The sequence below is a fragment of the Kitasatospora sp. NPDC056181 genome, assembly GCF_042266225.1.
GTDB lineage: Bacteria > Actinomycetota > Actinomycetes > Streptomycetales > Streptomycetaceae > Kitasatospora.
The window spans coordinates 23378-43257 of record NZ_JBHJUK010000051.1 but is presented as its reverse complement, the minus strand read 5'-3'; the positions used below and the strand labels follow the sequence as shown (position 1 = coordinate 43257).

The window sequence follows — 19880 nt, the reverse complement described above, 5'->3', positions numbered from 1 at the left end:
CCGGGCTCGGCCGGCCCTACCCGCCGTAGGGCGTGCCGGGCACGCCCTACACCGCCTCGAACGGCTCCGGGTAACGGCAGAGCCCGCGCGGGCCGCCGTCGTAGGCGGGCAGGGTGAGCGCCTGGAAGTAGGCCTCCGGCACCTCGAACGGGCCGGTGACCTCGTGGCGCTGCGCCGGGAGGAAACCGAAGCGGCCGTAGTAGTCCGGGTCGCCGAGCACCACGACGAGCTTCTCGCCGGCCTCCTCGGCGGCCGTCAGCGCGGCCCGGACGACCAGCTCGCCGACGCCCTTGCGCTGCCACTCCGGGGCGACCGCGACCGGCGCCAGCGCCAGGCCCTGGCCGTCACCGACCTGCAGCCTGGTGAGCAGCGCATGGCCGACGACCAGGCCGGCCCCGTCCACCGCGACCACCGACAGGTCGGGCAGCCAGGCGGGGTCACGGCGCAGCGCGTCCACCAGGTCGGCCTCGTCGGGGCCGGGGAACGCGGCCATGTGGACCCGTCTGGTGGCGGGCGCGTCGCCCGGACACTCGACTCTGGTGCTGACCTTCATGGAGAGCCTCTTTCCGTCGCACACCGTTGTGGACCGGCCCCGGACGGCAGGTGCGCCGTCCGGGGCCGTGAAAGGTTAGCCGATTGAACGTCAAGCCTTGGGCTGAGCCTCGGACTTGGCCTCGGACTTGGCGTCCTCGCGGACCTTCGGCTGGGCGTCGACGCCGGCCTCGCGGCGCTGCGCCGGGGTGATCGGCGTGGGGGCGCCGGTCAGCGGGTCGCCGCCGGTGGACGTCTTCGGGAACGCGATGACGTCCCGGATGGTGTCGTACCCGCCGAGCAGCGTGACGATCCGGTCGAGGCCGAAGGCGACGCCACCGTGCGGCGGCGGGCCGTAGTTGAAGGCGTCCAGCAGGAAGCCGAACTGCGAGGCCGCCTCCTCCTCGGAGAGGCCGATCGCGTCGAACGCCCGCTTCTGCACGTCCCGCTGGTGGATACGGATCGAACCGCCGCCCAGCTCCGAGCCGTTGAGGACCAGGTCGTAGGCGTTGGACAGGGCCGAGCCCGGGTCGGTGTCGAAGGTGGCGAGCGACTCGGCGGTCGGGGCGGTGAAGGGGTGGTGCACCGCGTGCCAGCCCTGGAACTCGCCCTTGTCGTCCTCGATCGGCTCGAACATCGGGAAGTCGACGACCCAGAGGAAGGCCCACTGGGACTCGTCGATCAGCTCGCAGCGGCGGCCGATCTCCAGACGGGCGGCGCCGAGCAGCTCCTGCGAGGGGCGCTGCTTGCCGGCGGCGAAGAAGATCGCGTCGCCGTTCTTGGCGCCGGCGGCGGCGGCCAGGCCGGCCAGGTGCTCGGCGGAGAGGTTCTTGGCGACGGGGCCGCGCAGCTCGCCGGTCTCGGCGTCGATGACGACGTAGGCGAGGCCGCGGGCGCCGCGCGCCTTGGCCCAGTCCTGCCAGGCGTCGAGCGCCTTGCGCGGCTGCGAGGCGCCGCCGGGCATGACCACGGCGCCGACGTACGGGGCCTGGAAGACGCGGAACTCGGTGCCCTTGAAGTACTCGGTGAGGTCGGTGAGTTCCTGGCCGAAGCGGACGTCCGGCTTGTCGGAGCCGTAGCGGGACATGGCGTCCGCGTAGGTCATCCGGGGCAGCGGGTTCGGGATCTCGTAGCCGTGCACGTCGCGCCAGATCGAGCCGACGATCTTCTCGCCGAGGGCCAGGATGTCCTCCTGGTCGACGAAGGAGGCCTCGATGTCCAGCTGGGTGAACTCCGGCTGCCGGTCGGCGCGGAAGTCCTCGTCGCGGAAGCAGCGGGCGATCTGGTAGTAGCGCTCCATGCCGGCCACCATCAGCAGCTGCTTGAACAGCTGGGGCGACTGCGGCAGGGCGTACCAGTGGCCGGGCTGGAGGCGGACCGGGACGAGGAAGTCGCGGGCGCCCTCGGGGGTGGAGCGGGTGAGGTACGGCGTCTCGATGTCGAGGAAGTCGTTCTCCTCCATCACCCGGCGGATGATGTTGTTGACCTTGGAGCGCAGCCGCAGGCCCTTGGCCGGGCCCTCACGGCGCAGGTCCAGGTAGCGGTAGCGCAGCCGGACCTCCTCGTTGACCGTGCCGGGCTCGTACTCGGCCACCGGGAACGGCAGCGGGGCGGCCTCGGAGAGCACCTCGATCTCGCTGACGACGACCTCGACGGCGCCGGTCGGGATGTCCGGGTTCTCGTTGCCCTCGGGGCGCACCCGGACGTCACCGACGACCTTGACGCAGTACTCGGCGCGCAGACCGTGCACCGAGTCGAGGTCGCGGACCACGATCTGCACGGTGCCGGAGGCGTCGCGCAGGTCGATGAAGGCGACGCCGCCGTGGTCGCGGCGGCGGGCGACCCAGCCGGCCAGGGTGACGGTGGTGCCTGCGTGCTCCGGGCGGAGCGTGCCCGCGTCGTGCGTGCGGATCACAGCTGCTTCTCCTTCAGGGTGGTGACGAGTGCGTCGAGGGCGACGGGGTTCTGCTCGCCGGTGGTCAGGTCCTTGAGCTGGACGACGCCGTCGGCGAGGTCCCGGTCCCCGGCCACGAGGGCGAAGCGGGCGCCGGATCGGTCGGCGGACTTCATGGCGTTCTTGATGCTCTTGACGCCGAAGGCGAGGTCGGTGGCGACGCCGGCCCGGCGCAGCTCGACCACCTTGGCGAACAGGACGTTCTTGGCCTCCTCGCCGAGTGCGACGGCGTAGACGGAGGTCGCGGCCGGCAGGTCGAGGGCGACGCCCTCCGCCTCCAGCGCCAGGTAGGTGCGGTCCACGCCGAGGGCCCAGCCGACGGACGGCAGCGCCGGGCCGCCGATCATCTCGGAGAGGCCGTCGTAGCGGCCGCCGCCGCCGATCGCGGACTGCGCGCCGAGGCCGTTGTGCACGAACTCGAAGGTCGTGCGGGTGTAGTAGTCCAGGCCGCGGACCAGCTTCGGGTCGTCGACGAAGGCGACGCCGTTGGCGGTGAGCAGCTCACGCACCTTCTCGTCGTAGGCCTTGCACTCCTCGCACAGGAAGTCGCGCAGCTTCGGGGCGTCGCCGAGCTGGGCCTGCACCGACTCGCGCTTGTCGTCCAGGACGCGCAGCGGGTTGATCTCGGCGCGGCGGCGGGTGTCCTCGTCGAGGTCGAGGCCGGCCAGGAACTCGATCAGGGCGGCCCGGTAGACCGGCCGGCACTGCTTGTCGCCGAGGCTGTTGAGCAGCAGCGAGTAGTCGCTCAGGCCCAGCGAGCGGAAGGCGTCGTCGGCCAGGATGATCAGCTCGGCGTCCAGGGCCGGGTCCTCGGCACCGATCGCCTCGGCACCGACCTGGGAGAACTGGCGGTAGCGGCCCTTCTGCGCCCGCTCGTAGCGGTAGTAGGAGCCGGAGTACCAGAGCTTGACCGGCAGGTTGCCCTGCTTGTGCAGGTTGGCCTGGAGCGCGGCGCGCAGCACCGAGGCGGTGCCCTCGGGGCGCAGCGCGAGCTCGTCGCCGCCCTTGGTGGTGAGGTTGTACATCTCCTTGGAGACGATGTCGGTGGACTCGCCGACACCGCGGGAGAACAGCTTCACGTCCTCGAAGACCGGGGTCTCGACGTAGCCGTAGCCGGCCCGGCGGGCCGGCGCGGCGATCCGCTCCCGGATCGCCAGGAAGGTCGCGGAGCTGGGGGGCAGGAGGTCGTAGGTGCCCTTGGGGGCGGTGAAGGTGCTCAACTTCTCTTCCGTCACATTCCTCGTCGCGGGAAGGCCGGAGCGCCGAGCGCTCCCGCCGCCTGCCTGAGGTAGGGGTTGGTGGCGCGCTCACGGCCGATGGTGGTCTGTCCGCCGTGGCCGGAGAGGACCACGGTCGTGTCGTCGAGGGGCAGGCACACCCGGGCCAGCGACTGCATGATCGCCTCGCTGTCCCCGCCCGGGAGGTCCGTGCGCCCGATGGAGCCGGCGAAGAGCAGGTCGCCCGAGAAGAGCACCGGGGGGAGGTCCTCGGCGCCGGGCGTCCGGAACGTCACCGACCCCTTGGTATGGCCGGGCGCGTGGTCGACGGTGAGCTTCAGGCCGGCGAGGTCCAGCACGCTGCCGTCGGTGAGCTCGCGCACGTCGTCGGGTTCGCCGACGGTGAGCTCGCCCATCAGCTGGGTGCCGAGCGACCGGCCGAGGGCCTTCTCCGGGTCGGCCATCATGTAGCGGTCCTCGGGGTGGATCCAGGCCGGGACGCCCTTGGCGCCGCAGACCGGGACGACCGAGGCGATGTGGTCGATGTGGCCGTGGGTGAGCACGACCGCGACGGGCTTGAGCCGGTGCTCGCGGATCAGCTCGTCGACGCCCTGGGCGGCCTGGTGGCCCGGGTCGACGATGACGCACTCCTCGCCCGGCGCCGGAGCGACCAGGTAGCAGTTGGTGCCCCAGGCTCCAGCGGGGAATCCGGCGATGAACACGCGCGTCCTTCGTGACTCGGTCGGCAGTGGCGGCTACGGGGTGCGGCTACACGATGTGATGTAAGCGCAGCCTACCGGCGGTCCGGGTCCGGTTGCGAACCAGATAGGGGTGACAGGTCCACTTCGTCCTGACAGGTTCACCGCGTTCTTACAGCCGCGGTACCTACACTTGGCAGTCGATGGATGCGATGATCCGCTCCAGCATCCGTACACGAGTCCAGCACATATGTAGGAGACACGGCCTGTGGTCACCAGCGAACAGCGGCGGCGGCAGCTCGCCCGCGAGAAGTACGAGCGCCAGGCGCAGCGCCGGGCCGAGGCCCACGCCGCGCGCAAGCGCCGCAACACCGTCCTCGGGGCCTCCCTGGCGGTGGTGGTGCTGGCGGGCGGTGGTGCGCTGGTGGGCACGGGTGCGTTCGACTCCGAGGACAAGAAGGACTCCTCCCCCGCCGCGCAGGCCGCGCCGACCGCCGCCGAGCCCACCACCCCGACCCGCAAGCCGGTCGAGGGCTGCACCGACCCGGCGCCGGGCGCGCCGAACGGCAAGCAGTGGAAGACCGAGCCCGCGATGAGCGCCGACGCCTCCGGGACCTACACGGCGACGCTGGACACCAACTGCGGCAAGGTGACGCTGACGCTGGACGCGGCCAAGGCCCCGCACACGGTCAACTCCTTCGCCTTCCTCTCCGGCGAGCAGTACTTCGACCACACCAAGTGCCACCGGCTGACCACGGGCGGCATCTACGTGCTGCAGTGCGGCGACCCGACGGCCAGCGCCACCGCCCCGGGCGGCACCGGCGGCCCGGGCTACAAGTTCGCCGACGAGAACCTGGCCGGCGCGACCTACCCGGCGGGCACCGTGGCGATGGCCAACTCGGGCCCGGGCACCAACGGCAGCCAGTTCTTCCTGGTCTACAAGGACACCAAGCTGGACCCGAACTACACCCCGTTCGGCAAGATCACCGGCGGTCTGGACGTGCTCCAGAAGATCGCCGCCGCGGGCACCCTGGAGGGCGGGACGGACGGCCACCCGATGGCCGACGTCACCCTCAACTCGGTGACCACCGTAAAGGGTTGACCCGTACCGGGACCGCGCCACGCCCGCCCCGGCGGCGTACGGGCGCGGTCCCGGCCCGAAATTGCCCGGCCCGGATGCGGACAGCACCGGGCCTGGTCGCCTATGTTGGCGTTGTGTAGGGTGCCCCGATCCGCCAAGCCGTCACCCTCGGCAGCAGCACCCGGCGGGCGGGACGGCGGACTCATCGGTCCGCCGCACATCAACTGTGGACGACGGACGCGTACCGCCCCGGCGCGGGCGCGACGTCATGTGGAGGACGCGCTATGAGCAGCGACCCGTGGGGCCGTGTCGACGAGCAGGGCACGGTCTACGTCAGGACGGCCGACGGCGAACGCGTCGTGGGTTCCTGGCAGGCCGGCTCGCCCGAGGAGGCCCTCGCCTACTTCGAGCGCAAGTACCAGGGCATCGAGGTGGAGATCGGCCTGCTGGAGAAGCGGGTGCGCACCACCGACCTGGCCGCCAAGGACGCCCAGACCGCGCTGGAGCACCTGCGCGCGCAGGTGACCGAGGGGCACGCGGTCGGCGACCTGGACGCGCTGGCCAAGCGGCTGGACACGCTGGCCGGTGAGATCGAGAGCCGTCGCGAGCAGCGCAAGGCCGCCCGCGCCAAGGCCCAGGACGAGACCCGGACGGCCAAGGAGGAGCTGGTCGCCGAGGCCGAGCGGCTCGCCGAGTCGACCCAGTGGCGCGAGGCCGGCGACCGGCTGCGCGCGCTGGTGGACACCTGGAAGGGCCTGCCGCGGCTGGACCGCAAGAGCGACGACGAGCTGTGGCACCGCTTCTCGCACGCCCGCTCGGTCTTCTCCAAGCACCGCAAGGCGCACTTCGCCACCCTGGACGCCGAGCGCGACCAGGCCCGGGCGGTCAAGGAGCGGCTGGTCACCGAGGCCGAGGCGCTCTCCTCGTCCACCGAGTGGGGTGACACCGCGGCCCGCTACCGCGACCTGATGGCGCGCTGGAAGGCCGCCGGGCGCGCCCAGCGCGACGTCGAGGACGAGCTGTGGGCGCGGTTCCGCGGCGCCCAGGACGTCTTCTTCCAGGCCCGGTCCGCCGTCTTCAGCGAGCGTGACGCCGAGCAGGTCGCCAACCAGAAGCTCAAGGAGGCGCTGGCGGCCGAGGCCGAGACGATCCTGCCGATCACCGACCTCAAGGCCGCCAAGGCCGCGCTGCGCGACGTCAACGAGCGCTGGGAGGCGATCGGGCACGTGCCGCGCGACGCCCGGCCGAAGCTGGACGGCCGGCTGAACGCGGTCGAGCGGGCGATCCGCGAGGCCGAGGACGCCGAGTGGAAGCGCTCCAACCCGGAGGCCAAGGCGCGCGCCGCCGGCATGGTCGGCCTCTTCGAGGCCAAGGCCGAGAAGATCCAGGCCGACCTGGACAAGGCCCGCGCGGCCGGCAACGCGAGCCGCGTCGCCAAGCTGGAGTCCGAGCTGGCCGGTGTGCAGACCCTGCTGGAGCAGGCGCACAAGAGCCAGGAGGAGTTCAGCGGCTGAGCCGACGCCGCAGGACACGACGAAGGGCCCCGGGCGAACCCGGGGCCCTTCGTCGTGCCCTGCCGGCCGGGCGTACCCGGCCGGCCGCTACTTCCGGGCCGAGGTGACCCGGTAGACGTCGTAGACGCCCTCGACGCCGCGGACCGCCTTGAGCACGTGCCCGAGGTGCTTCGGGTCGCCCATCTCGAAGGTGAAGCGGCTCATCGCCACCCGGTCGCGGGAGGTCTGCACCGCCGCCGACAGGATGTTGACGTGCTGGTCGGACAGGACCCGGGTGACGTCCGACAGCAGCCGGGAGCGGTCCAGCGCCTCGACCTGGATGGCCACCAGGAAGACGGACGACTGGGTGGCCGCCCACTCGACGTCGATCATCCGCTCGGGCTGCTGGCTGAGCGCCTCCACGTTGACGCAGTCGGCGCGGTGCACCGAGACGCCGTTGCCGCGGGTGACGAAGCCGACGATCGGGTCGCCGGGGACGGGCGTGCAGCAGCGCGACAGCTTGACCCAGACGTCCTCGACGCCCTTGACGATGACACCGGGGTCGCCCTTGGCCCGGCGGCGCACGGCCCGGCGGGTGTCGTGGGTCGGGGTCGCCGTCTCGGCGAGGTCCTCGGTGGCACCCTCCTCGCCGCCGAGCGCCTGCACGAGCTTCTGCACGATGTTCTGCGCGGCGATGTGGCCCTCGCCGATCGCCGCGTACAGCGAGGAGATGTCGGGGTAGCGCATCTCGTGGGCCAGGGTGACCAGCGAGTCGCCGGTCAGGATCCGCTGGATCGGCAGGCCCTGCTTGCGCATCGCCCGGGCGATCGCCTCCTTGCCGTGCTCGATCGCCTCCTCGCGGCGCTCCTTGGAGAACCAGGCGCGGATCTTGTTGCGGGCGCGCGGGGACTTGACGAAGCCCAGCCAGTCCCGGGAGGGGCCGGCGTTCTCCGCCTTGGAGGTGAAGACCTCGACGCTGTCGCCGTTCTCCAGGGTCGACTCCAGCGGCACCAGCCGCCCGTTGACCCGGGCCCCTATGCAGCGGTACCCGACCTCGGTGTGGACCGCGAAGGCGAAGTCCACCGGGGTGGCCCCGGCGGGCAGCGCTATCACGTCGCCCTTGGGCGTGAAGACGAAGACCTCGTTGTTGGAGAGGTCGAAGCGCAGCGACTCCAGGAACTCGCTCGGGTCCTCGGTCTCCTTCTGCCAGTCCAGCAGCTGCCTCAGCCAGGCCATCTCGTTGACGGCGCCGGCCTTGTCGTCCTTGCGGGCCTGGGCCGGGGTGTCGGTGCGGACCTTGGAGGCGCCGGCGACCGCGCGCTGCTTGTACTTCCAGTGCGCGGCGATGCCGTACTCGGCCCGGCGGTGCATGTCGAAGGTGCGGATCTGGAGCTCGACGGGCTTGCCGCCGGGGCCGATCACCGTCGTGTGCAGCGACTGGTACATGTTGAACTTGGGCATCGCGATGTAGTCCTTGAACCGCCCCGGCACCGGGTTCCACCGCGCGTGGATGGTGCCCAGCGCCGCGTAGCAGTCGCGGACGGTGTCGACCAGGACCCGGATGCCCACCAGGTCGTAGATCTCGGCGAAGTCCCGGCCCCGGACGATCATCTTCTGGTAGACCGAGTAGTAGTGCTTCGGCCGGCCGGTGACGGAGGCGGTGATCCGGGCGCCGCGCAGGTCGCCCTGGACCTGGTCGATGACGGTCGCCAGGTACTCGTCCCGCTTGGGCGCGCGCTCGGCGACCAGGCGGACGATCTCGTCGTACATCTTGGGGTAGAGGATCGCGAAGGCGAGGTCCTCCAGCTCCCACTTGATGGTGTTCATGCCCAGCCGGTGCGCCAGCGGGGCGTAGATCTCCAGCGTCTCGCGGGCCTTCTTCTCCTGCTTCTCCCGCTTGAGGTAGCGCATGGTGCGCATGTTGTGCAGGCGGTCGGCCAGCTTGATCACCAGGACGCGCGGGTCCTTGGCCATCGCGACGACCATCTTGCGGACGGTCTCGGCCTGCGCGGCCTCGCCGAACTTGACCCGGTCGAGCTTGGTGACGCCGTCGACCAGCAGGGCCACCGAGTCGCCGAAGTCCCTGCGCAGGGTCTCCAGGCCGTAGTCGGTGTCCTCGACGGTGTCGTGCAGCAGCCCGGCCATCAGGGTCGGGGCGTCCATGCCCAGCTCGGCCAGGATGGTCGCCACCGCCAGCGGGTGGGTGATGTACGGGTCGCCGCTCTTGCGCTTCTGCCCGCGGTGCCACTTCTCGGCGACCGCGTACGCCTTCTCGATGTCCCGGAGCAGCGCCGGGTCGGCCTTCGGGTCGTTGGCCCGGATGGAGCGGAAGAGCGGCTCCAGGACGGGGTTGAGCACGCTGGACCGCTGGCCGCCGAGGCGGGCCAAGCGGGCGCGCATGCCGCCGGAGGAGGACGGGCGGCTCGCGGGAGCCACCGGACGCGAGGAGGTCGGCGCCGGACGTGCCGGTGTGGCCCCCGAGGGCGTGGGGCGGTCTTCGGGGGCGGCCGCTGCGGCCGTGGGCACAACCTCGTCGGGCAAGGACACTCCTCGGGGCACCGGGCCGACCCCCCGTACGGCCGACGACAACGCGGACAACCGGGAGGGGATGAATCTTCATGGTACCGAGCCGGGCGCTCCGGTGTTCAGCCGCCCGGTCCCGGACACGCTCCGCGCACGCGCGAGGGCGGCGGCCGGATCATCCGGCCGCCGCCCTCGGTGCTCTCTTCTCAGACCGTGACCAGCGTCTCCAGCGGCGCGCCGCCCAGGTGCCCGGAGAGCCGCTCGCGGCCGTCCAGGAAGCCCAGCTCCATCAGCACCACGACGCCCACCAGCTCGGCGCCGGCCTCCTTGACCAGGTCCAGCGAGGCGCCGATGGTGCCGCCGGTGGCCAGCACGTCGTCCACCACCAGGACCCGCTCGCCGGGGGCGAAGGCGTCGCACTGGACCTCCAGCGTCGCCGAGCCGTACTCCAGCTCGTACGAGCGGCGGAACACCTCGCCGGGCAGCTTGCCCTGCTTGCGGATCGGCACGAAGCCGAGCCCGGCCGCGAAGGCCGCCGGGGCCGCCAGCACGAAGCCGCGCGCCTCCAGGCCCACCACCTTGGTCGCACCGAGGGCGGTCGCCCGCTCCGCCAGCGCCCGGGTGAGGGCCGCGAAGGCCTCGGCGTCGGCGAGCAGCGGCGCGATGTCCTTGAACAGCACACCCGGCTTCGGGTAGTCCGGGACGTCCCGGATCCGGCTGTTCAGCAGCTCGGCCAGTGCGGTGTCGGCGGTGGTCACGAAGAGTCCTTACGGTCGGTCGGGCGTCAGCGCTTGGTGGACGGACGGCCCTTGGCACGCGTGCCGGCCGCCCGGCCGCGCTGACCGACCATACCGGCCGGCAGGTCGCCGTCGGCGAACTCCTCGCCCTCCGGCGACGCGTCCCGGACGCCCTCGGCCGCGGCCTTGGCCTCCGCGGCGCGCCGCTGGGCGACCCGCTTGGCCAGCGCCTTCATCTCCGGCTGCTCCTCCTTGAGCTGCGCCAGCAGCGGGGTGGCGACGCAGATCGAGGAGTAGGCACCGGCGGCGAGGCCGATGAACAGCGCGAGCGAGATGTCGTTCAGCGTGCCGGCGCCCAGGAGACCGCCGCCGATGAACAGCAGCGCCGCCACCGGGAGCAGGGCGACCACCGTGGTGTTGAGCGAGCGCACCAGGGTCTGGTTGAGGCCCGCGTTGGCCGCCTCGCTGTAGGTGATCTTGTTCTGCTTGGTGATCCCCTTGGCGTTCTCCTTCACGGTGTCGAAGACGACGACCGTGTCGTAGAGCGAGTACCCGAGGATCGTCAGGAAGCCGATCACCGTACCGGGGGTGACCTCGAAGCCCACCAGGGCGTAGACCCCGATGGTGATCAGGAGGTCGTGGATGAGGGCGACCAGGGCGGCCACCGCCATCCGCCACTCGAAGGCGATCGCCAGGTAGACCGTCACCAGGATCATGAAGATGATCAGGCCGGTGAGCGCCTTGCTGGAGATCTGCTCACCCCAGCTGGGACCGATCACCTGGGTGTCGATCTCGGCGAGCGGGACCTTCAGCTCCTTGGACAGCTGGTCGGTGAAGACCGACGAGGAGACCTTCTCCTCGGAGCTGATCTGGATCCGGAACTTCTTGCCGTCGTCCACGGACTGCACCAGCGGGTGCGAGTGGACGATCTTGTCCACCGCGTCCTGCGTCTGCGAGATGGACAGCCCCGGCTTGGAGACGGTGTAGACCGAACCGCCCTTGAACTCGATGCCGAGTTTCAGGCCCATGGCCAGGCCGACCGCGGCGACCAGCACGATCACGCCGGAGATGCTGTACCAGAGCTTGCGGCGGCCGACGAAGTCGAAGCTGATTTCGCCCTGGTAGAGCCGGTGGCCCAGGTTGGAGAAGCGCGACACGGTGTCAGGCCCCCTTCACGGCGGTGGACGAGGGGGTACGGCGACGGCTGCTGCGCAGCGGCGGGCGGGCGCCCAGGCGCTTCGGGTCCACACCGGACCACGGGTGGCCGTCGGAGAAGAACTTGCGGCGGGCCAGCAGCGTGATCAGCGGCTTGGTGAAGAGGAAGATCACCACGACGTCGAGCGCGGTGGTCAGGCCGAGGGTGAAGGCGAAGCCCTGCACCTTGCCGACCGAGACCAGGTAGAGCACCGCGGCACAGAGGAAGGACACGAAGTCCGACACCAGGATGGTGCGCCGGGCGCGCGGCCAGGCCCGCTGGACCGCCGGGCGCAGCGGGGCGCCCTCGCGGACCTCGTCGCGGATGCGCTCGAAGTACACGATGAAGGAGTCCGCGGTGATGCCGATCGCGACGATCGCGCCACAGACGGCCGGCAGGTTCAGCGCGAAGCCGATGCCGGCGCCGAGCAGGCTCATGATCGAGTAGGTCAGGATCGCCGAGACGATCAGACCGGCGATGGAGACCAGGCCGAGGCCGCGGTAGTACACCAGCGAGTAGAGGACCACCAGCAGCATGCCGATGGCGCCGGCGATCAGGCCGGCCTCCAGCTGGTCGCCGCCGAGCTGCGGGGAGACGGTGGTGACGTCGTCCGTGGTGAACTCCAGCGGCAGCGCGCCGAAGCTCAGCACGTTGGCCAGGCCCTGCGCCTCGCTCTGGCTGAAGCTGCCGGAGATCACGGCCGAGCCGCCGGGGATGGCGCCGCGCACGTACGGGTGGGAGACGACCTGGCCGTCCAGCACGATGGCGAACTGGTTGGCCGGGGCGGGCTGGGTGGCCAGCTTGCCGGTGATCGCGGTGAACGCGTCGGTGCCGGCGCCGTTGAACTGCAGCTGGACCTGCCAGCCCTGGCCCTGCTGGGTGTCGATGCTGGCCTGCGCCTTGGAGACGTCGGCGCCCTTCACCGCGACCGGGCCGAGCGCCAGCTTGTAGAAGACGCCGTCCTCGGCCTTCTGGCTGCAGGCGACGGTCGGCTGGTCCTCGGCCTTCTGCAGGTTCTTGCGCTGCTCGGGCTTGGAGCAGTCCAGGCCGGCGAACTCGGCGGCCAGCTCCGGCGGCACGGTGCCCTGGGTCATCGCGGCGCCGAGGTCCGGCGTGGTCGGCGCGGTGGCGGCGGCGCTCGGGGTCGCGGCGGCCGAACCGGAGGCGGCGGCGCTCGGGGCGGCGCTCGCACTGCCGGTGGCGGCGGCGGTCGGGGTCGCGTCGGCCGCGAGGGCCTCACCGACCGCGCGGCCCTGCTTGGTCGCACTGGCGCTCGCGCTGGGCGCGGCGGCCGTGCTGCCGGCCGAGGCCGAGGCCGAGGGGCTCGCGCCGGGGGTGGCGCTGCCGCTCGCCGACGGGGCGGCGCTCGGGGCCTGCGCCTGGACGCCGGTGGGGGCGAGGGCGAGGACCGGGCGGAAGTACAGCTTCGCGGTGGTGCCGACCTGGTCGGCCGCGTTCTGCTTGTCCCCGCCCTTGGGGATGTTGACGATGATGTTCCGGTCGCCCTGGGTCTGGACCTCCGCCTCGGAGACACCCATCCCGTTGACCCGCTGCTCGATGATCCCGGTGGCGATGTCCATGTTGGACTTGTTGATCGCCTTGGGGTCGGTCGACTTCGCGCTCAGCGTGATGCTGGTGCCGCCTGCGAGGTCGATCCCCAGGCGGGGCTTGGTGTTGCCCGTCCCGAACATGAGGGCGACCAGTCCGACGGTGACCACCAGGATGAGGGCCAGCGCCCGCCCCGGGTAACCGTCGCGCGGGCGCGACTTGGGTGTTGCCACCTTGCTCGTTTCTCCCTGTCCATGCCACCTCCCCTACCGGCCCCCCGTCCTGCTCGTGGCTGGACGGGGGCGTGGCGGATCCTGCGGCCCTGAGATCCTGTGGACTCGCGGCACTGCGCCGCGCGACCGGGCGGGTGCCCGGCCGTACTACTTGCTCGCGGGAGCCCCGCCCTCGGCCTCGCCCTTGTCGGCGCCGTCCTTGGTGAGCGTCAGCGGCTTCTCGTCGACCTGATCGGCGTCGGCGTCCTCGGCCTCCGGCTCGGGAAGCTCGTCGTCGGCCGGGCGGCCGTTGATGATCGCGTCGTACTCGGCCGGCTCCAGGACCGCGGCGATCGCGCTCTTGGTGAAGTGGGTGAACACACCGGGCGCGATCTCCAGCTCGACGGTCTCCTCGTTCACCGCCTTCACCTGGGCGTACAGACCGCCGATGGTACGCACGCCCGCCCCGGGCTCCAGCGCCGTCTGCATCTGCTGCATCTGCGACTGGCGCTTCTTCTGCGACCGGAACATGAGCACGATCGCGATGATCGGGAGGAGAAGGATGATGAGGTTCACTGCAGCCAGGGTCCTTTACGGGCCGCCGGCCGGCGGCCTGTGTGGTATTGGTCGGCCCGTCGGGTGAGAGGGGCGGTCCGGCGGAGTCTAGGCGACCCCGAACTGATCGGACAACGCCAAGCATCGCATCCTGCCGCCGAAAGTGGCGACCCTCGGCCTGCACGGATTCCCCGGACTTCTCCCCCGGCTTCTCCCCGCCGACCTGCCCCGGGGCCAGGTACGCCCCTATCGTCCCGGTGTCACCCGTTCAGCCCTCGTCGGCCGGGAAGAGCTCCGACTGGGCCGGCACCATGCCCCGATTGGTCTGGACCGGAGGGGCCTGCACCGGCGGGGTCAGGCCCAGGTGCCGCCAGGCGGCGGCGGTGGCGATCCGGCCGCGCGGGGTGCGGGCGAGCAGGCCCTCGCGGACCAGGAAGGGCTCGGCGACCTCCTCGACCGTCTCGGCCTCCTCCCCCACCGCGACCGCCAGGGTCGACAGGCCGACCGGCCCGCCGCCGAACAGCCGCAGCAGCGCGTCCAGCACCGCGCGGTCCAGCCGGTCCAGCCCGCGGGCGTCCACCTCGTAGACGTCCAGCGCCCGGGCGGCGATCTCCGGCGTGACCACGCCGTCGTGGCGGACCTGCGCGAAGTCGCGGACCCGGCGCAGCAGCCGGTTGGCGATGCGCGGCGTGCCGCGGGAGCGCCCGGCGATCTCGGCCGCACCGGCCGGGTCGATCTCGACGTCCAGCAGCGCGGCCGAGCGGTGCACCACCTTCTGGAGCTCGGCCGCCGCGTAGAACTCCATGTGGCCGGTGAAGCCGAAGCGGTCGCGCAGCGGCGGCGGCAGCAGGCCGGCCCGGGTGGTCGCACCGACGAGGGTGAACGGCGGCAGCTCCAGCGGGATGGCGGTGGCACCCGGGCCCTTGCCGACGATCACGTCGACCCGGAAGTCCTCCATCGCCATGTAGAGCATCTCCTCGGCCGGCCGGGACATCCGGTGGATCTCGTCGAGGAAGAGCACCTCGCCCTCGCTGAGCGAGGAGAGGATCGCCGCGAGGTCCCCGGCGTGCTGGATGGCCGGGCCGGAGGTGATCCGGATCGGGGCGCCCAGCTCGGCCGCGATGATCATGGAAAGGGTGGTCTTGCCCAGCCCGGGCGGGCCGCTGAGCAGCACGTGGTCGGGCGCGGCACCACGCTTGCGGGCCGCCTGGAGCACCAGCGACAGCTGCTCGCGGACCCGCTCCTGCCCGATGAACTCGTCCAGCAGCTTGGGGCGCAGCGCCGCCTCGACCGCCTGGTCCTCGCCGTCGGCGGAGGCCGCGACCAGCCGGTCGGCCGGGTCGGAGTCGTACGGGCTCATGTGCACCCCTTGATGATTCGCTCGCGCCGCCCGTTCAGGTGACGCGGGCTCCAATGTCGACAAGATGACAGGTGGTCAGATCGGTAAAGGGTGACTCAACGGGCCCGGTTGAGGGTCCGCAGAGCCGCCCTGAGCAGGGCGCCGACATCGGTCACGGCCTGCGCCTCCGCCTCCGGGGTGACGGCGGTGACCGCCTCGTCCGCCTCCCGCGGCGCGTAGCCGAGGCCGACCAGGGCGGCGTGCAGCTGCTCGCCCCAGGGCGCCGGGCCGGCGGCGACCGGCTTCTGCGCCGGGACGCTGCCGTGCGGCGCGCCCAGCTTGTCCTTGTACTCCAGCAGCAGCTTGGCGGCCTTGGCCTTGCCGATGCCGGGGACGGCGATCAGCGCCCGCTCGTTCCCCGCGGCGACGGCGGCCCGCAGCTCGTCCGGACTGTGCACCCCGAGCATCGCCTGGGCGAGGCGCGGGCCGACGCCGGGCGCGGCCTGGAGGATCTCGAAGACCGCCCGCTCGTCGTCGTCGGCGAAGCCGTACAGGGTGAGCGAGTCCTCCCGGACGACGAGCGAGGTGGCGAGCCGGGCGGGCTCGCCGATCCGCAGGCCGGCCGTGGTGTTCGGGGTGCACTGGACGGCCATCCCGACGCCGCCGACCTCGACGACGACGGTGCCGGCGGAGATGGCGGCCACCGGGCCCTGGACGAAGGCGATCATCGGGCGGCTCCTCGGGGGGCTCGGTAGGAGGACGGACGGGCGGGCGGACGGACGGCGGCCGGGGCGGGCGCCGCCTTGGCCAGGGCGGCGGCGATCCGGTCCGTCGCACCGCCGCGCCAGATGTGGCAGATGGCCAGCGCCAGCGCGTCGGCGGCGTCGGCCGGCTTCGGCGGCGCGTCCAGCCGGAGCAGCCGCTGCACCATTGCGGTGACCTGGGCCTTGTCGGCCCGGCCGGAGCCGGTGACGGCGGCCTTGACCTCGCTGGGGGTGTGCAGGGTGACGGGGATGCCCCGCCGGGTGGCGCAGAGCATCGCGACCGCGCTGGCCTGGGCGGTGCCCATCACGGTGCGGACGTTGTGCTGGGCGAACACCCGCTCGACGGCCACCAGGTCCGGCCGGTGCTCGTCGAGCCAGCTCTCTATGCCCTGCTCGACCAGGAGCAGCCGGGGCCCGATCTCCGCGTCGGCCGGGGTGCGCACCACGCCGACCCCGACCATCGCCAGCGGCCGGCCCGGGGCGCCGTCCACCACGCCGATCCCGCACCTGGTCAGACCCGGGTCCACACCCAGTACCCGCACGTCACGCCCCGCCTCTCGGTGATCCGCCACCCGCCTGCGGCCGCTCCGGCCCGGTGCCGGCGTTCCTCACGGCGGACGACCTGCGAAGGCTACCGCCCGGGTACGACAGTCCCACCGACGACACCGGCCCGGTGGTCGAGGGACCACCGGGCCGGGGAGTGAGAACGGTCACTCGGCGTCGAGCTGCGCACCGACCTCGTCGCTGATGTCGAAGTTGGCGAAGACGTTCTGCACGTCGTCGCTGTCCTCCAGGGCGTCGATCAGCTTCAGGATCTTGCGGGCGCCGTCGACGTCCAGCTCGACCTGCATGCTCGGGAGGAAGTTGGCCTCGGCCGAGTCGTAGTCGATGCCGGCGTCCACCAGGGCGGTGCGGACGTCGACCATCTTGGAGGCCTCGGAGACGATCTCGAAGGACTCGCCGAGGTCGTTGATCTCCTCGGGCTCCTGGTCGAGGACGACCTCGAAGAGCTTGTCCTCGTCCACGCCGTCGGCCTTGGGGACGATCACGACGCCCTTGCGGTTGAACAGGTACGAGACCGAGCCCGGGTCGGCCATCGAGCCGCCGTTGCGGGTCATCGCGACGCGCACGTCCGAGGCGGCGCGGTTGCGGTTGTCGGTGAGGCACTCGATGAGCACCGCGACGCCGTTCGGGCCGTAGCCCTCGTACATGATCGTCGAGTAGTCGGCCCCGCCGGCCTCGGCGCCCGAGCCGCGCTTGACGGCGCGGTTGATGTTGTCGATCGGGACCGAGCTCTTCTTCGCCTTCTGGATGGCGTCGTAGAGGGTCGGGTTTCCGGCCGGGTCACCGCCGCCGGTGCGCGCCGCCACCTCGATGTTCTTGATCATCTTGGCGAAGAGCTTGCCGCGCTTGGCGTCGATCACGGCCTTCTTGTGCTTGGTGGTAGCCCACTTAGAGTGGCCGGACATCGCCAGCTCCTTTACGTCGCCAAAGGGAAATGAACAGAAGAGATCTTACCGGTGCCGCCACCGGTGGACCGCACACGGTCAGCGTGCGGCGGCGGGGCGCCACCCGCGCCGCGGTGACCGGCCGCTACCGCGCGACCGCGGCCAGGTGCTCCTCCACCATCCGCACGAAGTAGCCGTGCACCCGGTGGTCGCCGGTCAGCTCGGGGTGGAACGACGTGGCCAGCAGGTTTCCCTGACGGACGGCGACGATCCGGCTCTCCGGGCCGTCGGCGGCCGGCAGCTCCGCCAGCACCTCGACGCCCGCGCCGACCGACTCCACCCAGGGGGCGCGGATGAACACGCCGTGCACCGGCTCGTCGCCGAGGCCCTCGAAGGCGACACCGGACTCGAACGACTCGTTCTGGCGGCCGAAGGCGTTGCGGCGCACGGTCATGTCGATGCCGCCGACGGTCTCCTGGTCCTCACGGCCGTCCAGGATCTTGTCGGCGAGCATGATCATGCCCGCGCAGGTGCCGTACACCGGCATGCCGGCGGCGACGCGCTCGCGCAGCGGGTCCATCACGCCGAACAGCAGCGCCAGCTTCGACATGGTGGTGGACTCCCCGCCGGGGATCACCAGCGCGTCGACCTCGGCCAACTCCTCGACGCGGCGCACCGGACGGGCCAGCGCGTCGGCCTCGGCCAGCGCGACCAGGTGCTCGCGGACGTCGCCCTGCAGGGCGAGGACGCCGATGACTGGAGTGCTCACGGTCTCAAACCTTCTTCGATCGGTACTTCGTGTGATCGCCGCCCGGCGGGACCGCCGTTTCGGGCGGTCGTCGCGCGGCCGCTGCGGGCGGTCGCTTCCCCGGGCCGCCGGCGTCCGGGGGCCGGCGCGGCGCGGCCCGCCGAGCGCCGCGGCGCTGCGGCGGGCCGACGCCGGACGCGGGCGGGACTACCAGCCGCGGTTGGCGTAGCGCTCGGTCTCGGGCAGGGTGTCGCAGTTGATGCCGACCATGGCCTCGCCCAGGTTGCGGGAGGCGTCCGCGATGATCTTCGGGTCGTCGAAGAAGGTGGTGGCCTTGACGATCGCGGCGGCACGCTTGGCCGGGTCGCCCGACTTGAAGATGCCGGAGCCGACGAAGACGCCCTCGGCGCCCAGCTGGCGCATCAGCGCGGCGTCGGCCGGGGTGGCCACGCCACCGGCGGAGAACAGCACGACCGGCAGCTTGCCGAGCTCGGCGACCTCCTTGACCAGCTCGTACGGGGCGCGCAGCTCCTTGGCGGCGGCGTACAGCTCGTTGTTGTCGAAGCCGCGCAGCTTGGCGATCTCGTTCTTGATCTGGCGCAGGTGGCGGACGGCCTCGACGACGTTGCCGGTGCCGGCCTCACCCTTGGAGCGGATCATGGCCGCACCCTCGGCGATGCGGCGCAGGGCCTCGCCCAGGTTGGTGGCGCCGCAGACGAAGGGGGTCGTGAACGCGAACTTGTCGGAGTGGTTGACCTCGTCGGCCGGGGTCAGCACCTCGGACTCGTCGATGTAGTCGACACCCAGCGACTGCAGGACCTGGGCCTCGACGAAGTGGCCGATCCGGGACTTCGCCATGACCGGGATCGAGACCGCGGCGATGATCTCCTCGATCATGTTCGGGTCCGACATGCGGGCGACGCCGCCGTCCTTGCGGATGTCGGCCGGAACCCGCTCCAGGGCCATGACGGCCACAGCGCCGGCGTCCTCGGCGATCTTGGCCTGCTCGGCGTTGACCACGTCCATGATCACACCGCCCTTGAGCTGCTCGGCCATGCCGCGCTTCACCCGGGCGGTACCGATCTGCGGCTGGTCTGCGGTGGTGGGGGTGGTGGACACGTGAGACCTCACTCGAAGATGAACCAGTGCTATCGCCCTATGGTAGGCGGAAGAAACCGCCTCTCCATGCGCCATCAAGTCCAGGCAGGCCGACGGGATACGACAAACAGGCCGGATCCGGACGCTCCCGCCCACCATGTGGGAAGTCCCGTCCCGGACCGGGTCGCTGACCCTGCGCACACCGTACGCGGGCCGCGCCCGGACCCCACTCAGGCCGGGGCGCCCTCGGGGGTCAGCGCCGGCGGCGGCGCGTCGTCCATCTCGAACGCCATCGGGAACGGCGCCCGCCCGGCCAGCCGGAAGTACCGCACCAGCCGGTGCTCCCGCACCGCCCTGGCCGCCCGCACCGCGTCGTTGTGGAACCGCCGCGCCATCGGCACCCGGCGCACCGCGGCGGTGAGCTCCTTCACCGCCTCCTCGCCGCCCGGCTCGGCCACCAGCACGGCGACCTGCTCCGGATCGGCCAGCACCGCCCGCAGCGCCATGCTGAGCTGGCTCTCCGCCACCTCGCGCTGCTCGTCGTCCGCCTGCCGGGCCGCGTGGGCGGCGTCCAGCAGCAGCAGCGAGGCCGCCGGGTCCAGCAGCGAGGAGGTGGCCACCTCCATCGCGACCGACGCCCGGCGGACCAGCTGCGCGTCCAGCGCCGCACGGGCGGCGTCGATCCGGGCGTGCAACCGGTCCAGCCGGCCGGCCGTCCAACTCAGGTACATGCCGAACA

Annotated in this window: 18 protein-coding genes; 2 read left to right on the top strand and 16 right to left on the bottom strand. The window is 71.9% G+C overall.

Annotated elements, in window-relative coordinates; genetic code table 11:
* Nucleotides 1–46: 46 nt before the first annotated feature.
* From ACFC1F_RS20530 to ACFC1F_RS20515, 4 genes are all read right to left on the bottom strand, one after another.
* Entirely contained in the window at nt 47–553 is a 507-nt protein-coding gene (locus ACFC1F_RS20530) for a GNAT family N-acetyltransferase (RefSeq protein WP_376160102.1), read from the bottom strand.
* Nucleotides 554–643: 90 nt separating this feature from the next.
* Nucleotides 644–2446 carry an aspartate--tRNA ligase gene (gene aspS, locus ACFC1F_RS20525; RefSeq protein ID WP_148647585.1) on the bottom strand — a complete coding sequence of 601 codons (1803 nt, stop codon included), beginning with the start codon at nt 2444–2446 and terminating at the stop codon, nt 644–646.
* Nucleotides 2443–3705 carry a histidine--tRNA ligase gene (hisS, locus tag ACFC1F_RS20520; protein WP_209410164.1) on the bottom strand — a complete coding sequence of 421 codons (1263 nt, stop codon included), beginning with the start codon at nt 3703–3705 and terminating at the stop codon, nt 2443–2445. The genes aspS and hisS overlap by 4 nt, the downstream gene beginning before the upstream one ends.
* 11 nt (nt 3706–3716) lie before the next feature.
* Entirely contained in the window at nt 3717–4424 is a 708-nt protein-coding gene (locus ACFC1F_RS20515) for an MBL fold metallo-hydrolase (protein ID WP_209410162.1), read from the bottom strand.
* A gap of 244 nt (nt 4425–4668) precedes the next feature.
* Here ACFC1F_RS20515 and ACFC1F_RS20510 point away from each other — a divergent pair, with 244 nt between their 5' ends.
* Together ACFC1F_RS20510 and ACFC1F_RS20505 are read left to right on the top strand one after the other, a co-directional pair.
* Nucleotides 4669–5502 carry a peptidylprolyl isomerase gene (locus ACFC1F_RS20510; protein ID WP_376160099.1) on the top strand — a complete coding sequence of 278 codons (834 nt, stop codon included), beginning with the start codon at nt 4669–4671 and terminating at the stop codon, nt 5500–5502.
* A 263-nt stretch (nt 5503–5765) separates the two neighbouring features.
* Entirely contained in the window at nt 5766–6995 is a 1230-nt protein-coding gene (locus ACFC1F_RS20505) for a DUF349 domain-containing protein (protein WP_209410151.1), read from the top strand.
* 87 nt (nt 6996–7082) lie between these two features.
* On the opposite strand, the gene ACFC1F_RS20500 is transcribed toward ACFC1F_RS20505, so the two are convergent.
* The 12 genes from ACFC1F_RS20500 to ACFC1F_RS20445 all read right to left on the bottom strand — a co-directional run bounded on the left by ACFC1F_RS20500 (nt 7083) and on the right by ACFC1F_RS20445 (nt 19872).
* Nucleotides 7083–9533 carry a bifunctional (p)ppGpp synthetase/guanosine-3',5'-bis(diphosphate) 3'-pyrophosphohydrolase gene (locus tag ACFC1F_RS20500; RefSeq protein ID WP_374105942.1) on the bottom strand — a complete coding sequence of 817 codons (2451 nt, stop codon included), beginning with the start codon at nt 9531–9533 and terminating at the stop codon, nt 7083–7085.
* Nucleotides 9534–9703: 170 nt separating this feature from the next.
* Nucleotides 9704–10255: an adenine phosphoribosyltransferase gene (locus ACFC1F_RS20495; protein WP_148647590.1), complete on the bottom strand. Its 552-nt coding sequence runs from the start codon at nt 10253–10255 to the stop codon at nt 9704–9706.
* 26 nt (nt 10256–10281) lie between these two features.
* Complete coding sequence (gene secF, locus ACFC1F_RS20490; RefSeq protein WP_376160097.1) at nt 10282–11391, bottom strand: protein translocase subunit SecF; 1110 nt, start codon at nt 11389–11391, stop codon at nt 10282–10284.
* Between the two features lie 4 nt (nt 11392–11395).
* Nucleotides 11396–13210 (bottom strand): protein translocase subunit SecD, encoded by a 1815-nt coding sequence (secD, locus tag ACFC1F_RS20485; protein WP_376160095.1) that lies wholly within the window; start codon nt 13208–13210, stop codon nt 11396–11398.
* A gap of 147 nt (nt 13211–13357) precedes the next feature.
* Nucleotides 13358–13765, bottom strand: a complete 408-nt coding sequence (gene yajC / locus ACFC1F_RS20480; protein ID WP_376160093.1) for a preprotein translocase subunit YajC — start codon at nt 13763–13765, stop codon at nt 13358–13360.
* 247 nt (nt 13766–14012) lie between these two features.
* Nucleotides 14013–15104: a Holliday junction branch migration DNA helicase RuvB gene (gene ruvB, locus ACFC1F_RS20475; protein ID WP_376160092.1), complete on the bottom strand. Its 1092-nt coding sequence runs from the start codon at nt 15102–15104 to the stop codon at nt 14013–14015.
* Nucleotides 15105–15199: 95 nt separating this feature from the next.
* On the bottom strand, nt 15200–15811 hold the full coding sequence (ruvA, locus tag ACFC1F_RS20470; protein WP_376160090.1) for a Holliday junction branch migration protein RuvA: 612 nt from the start codon (nt 15809–15811) through the stop codon (nt 15200–15202).
* Complete coding sequence (ruvC, locus tag ACFC1F_RS20465; protein ID WP_209410141.1) at nt 15808–16389, bottom strand: crossover junction endodeoxyribonuclease RuvC; 582 nt, start codon at nt 16387–16389, stop codon at nt 15808–15810. The genes ruvA and ruvC overlap by 4 nt, the downstream gene beginning before the upstream one ends.
* A gap of 168 nt (nt 16390–16557) precedes the next feature.
* A complete protein-coding gene (locus ACFC1F_RS20460) occupies nt 16558–17316 on the bottom strand; it encodes a YebC/PmpR family DNA-binding transcriptional regulator (protein WP_209410139.1) in 759 nt (252 codons plus the stop codon).
* Between the two features lie 124 nt (nt 17317–17440).
* The gene (pdxT, locus tag ACFC1F_RS20455) at nt 17441–18064 is read right to left on the bottom strand and encodes a pyridoxal 5'-phosphate synthase glutaminase subunit PdxT (protein ID WP_209410130.1); all 624 of its coding nucleotides are present in this window, start codon (nt 18062–18064) and stop codon (nt 17441–17443) included.
* A 186-nt stretch (nt 18065–18250) separates the two neighbouring features.
* The gene (gene pdxS / locus ACFC1F_RS20450) at nt 18251–19162 is read right to left on the bottom strand and encodes a pyridoxal 5'-phosphate synthase lyase subunit PdxS (RefSeq protein WP_030300161.1); all 912 of its coding nucleotides are present in this window, start codon (nt 19160–19162) and stop codon (nt 18251–18253) included.
* Between the two features lie 209 nt (nt 19163–19371).
* Nucleotides 19372–19872: a hypothetical protein gene (locus tag ACFC1F_RS20445; RefSeq protein ID WP_148647726.1), complete on the bottom strand. Its 501-nt coding sequence runs from the start codon at nt 19870–19872 to the stop codon at nt 19372–19374.
* Nucleotides 19873–19880 lie beyond the last annotated feature (8 nt).

What these genes read in the sequence shown, in the direction of transcription:
- ACFC1F_RS20530 (WP_376160102.1), bottom strand. Translation starts at nt 553, where the DNA reads ATGAAGGTCAGCACCAGAGTCGAGTGTCCGGGCGACGCGCCCGCCACC.
- ACFC1F_RS20505 (WP_209410151.1), top strand. Translation starts at nt 5,766, where the DNA reads ATGAGCAGCGACCCGTGGGGCCGTGTCGACGAGCAGGGCACGGTCTAC.
- ruvB (WP_376160092.1), bottom strand. Translation starts at nt 15,104, where the DNA reads ATGAGCCCGTACGACTCCGACCCGGCCGACCGGCTGGTCGCGGCCTCC.
- ruvA (WP_376160090.1), bottom strand. Translation starts at nt 15,811, where the DNA reads ATGATCGCCTTCGTCCAGGGCCCGGTGGCCGCCATCTCCGCCGGCACC.
- ACFC1F_RS20460 (WP_209410139.1), bottom strand. Translation starts at nt 17,316, where the DNA reads ATGTCCGGCCACTCTAAGTGGGCTACCACCAAGCACAAGAAGGCCGTG.
- ACFC1F_RS20445 (WP_148647726.1), bottom strand. Translation starts at nt 19,872, where the DNA reads ATGTACCTGAGTTGGACGGCCGGCCGGCTGGACCGGTTGCACGCCCGG.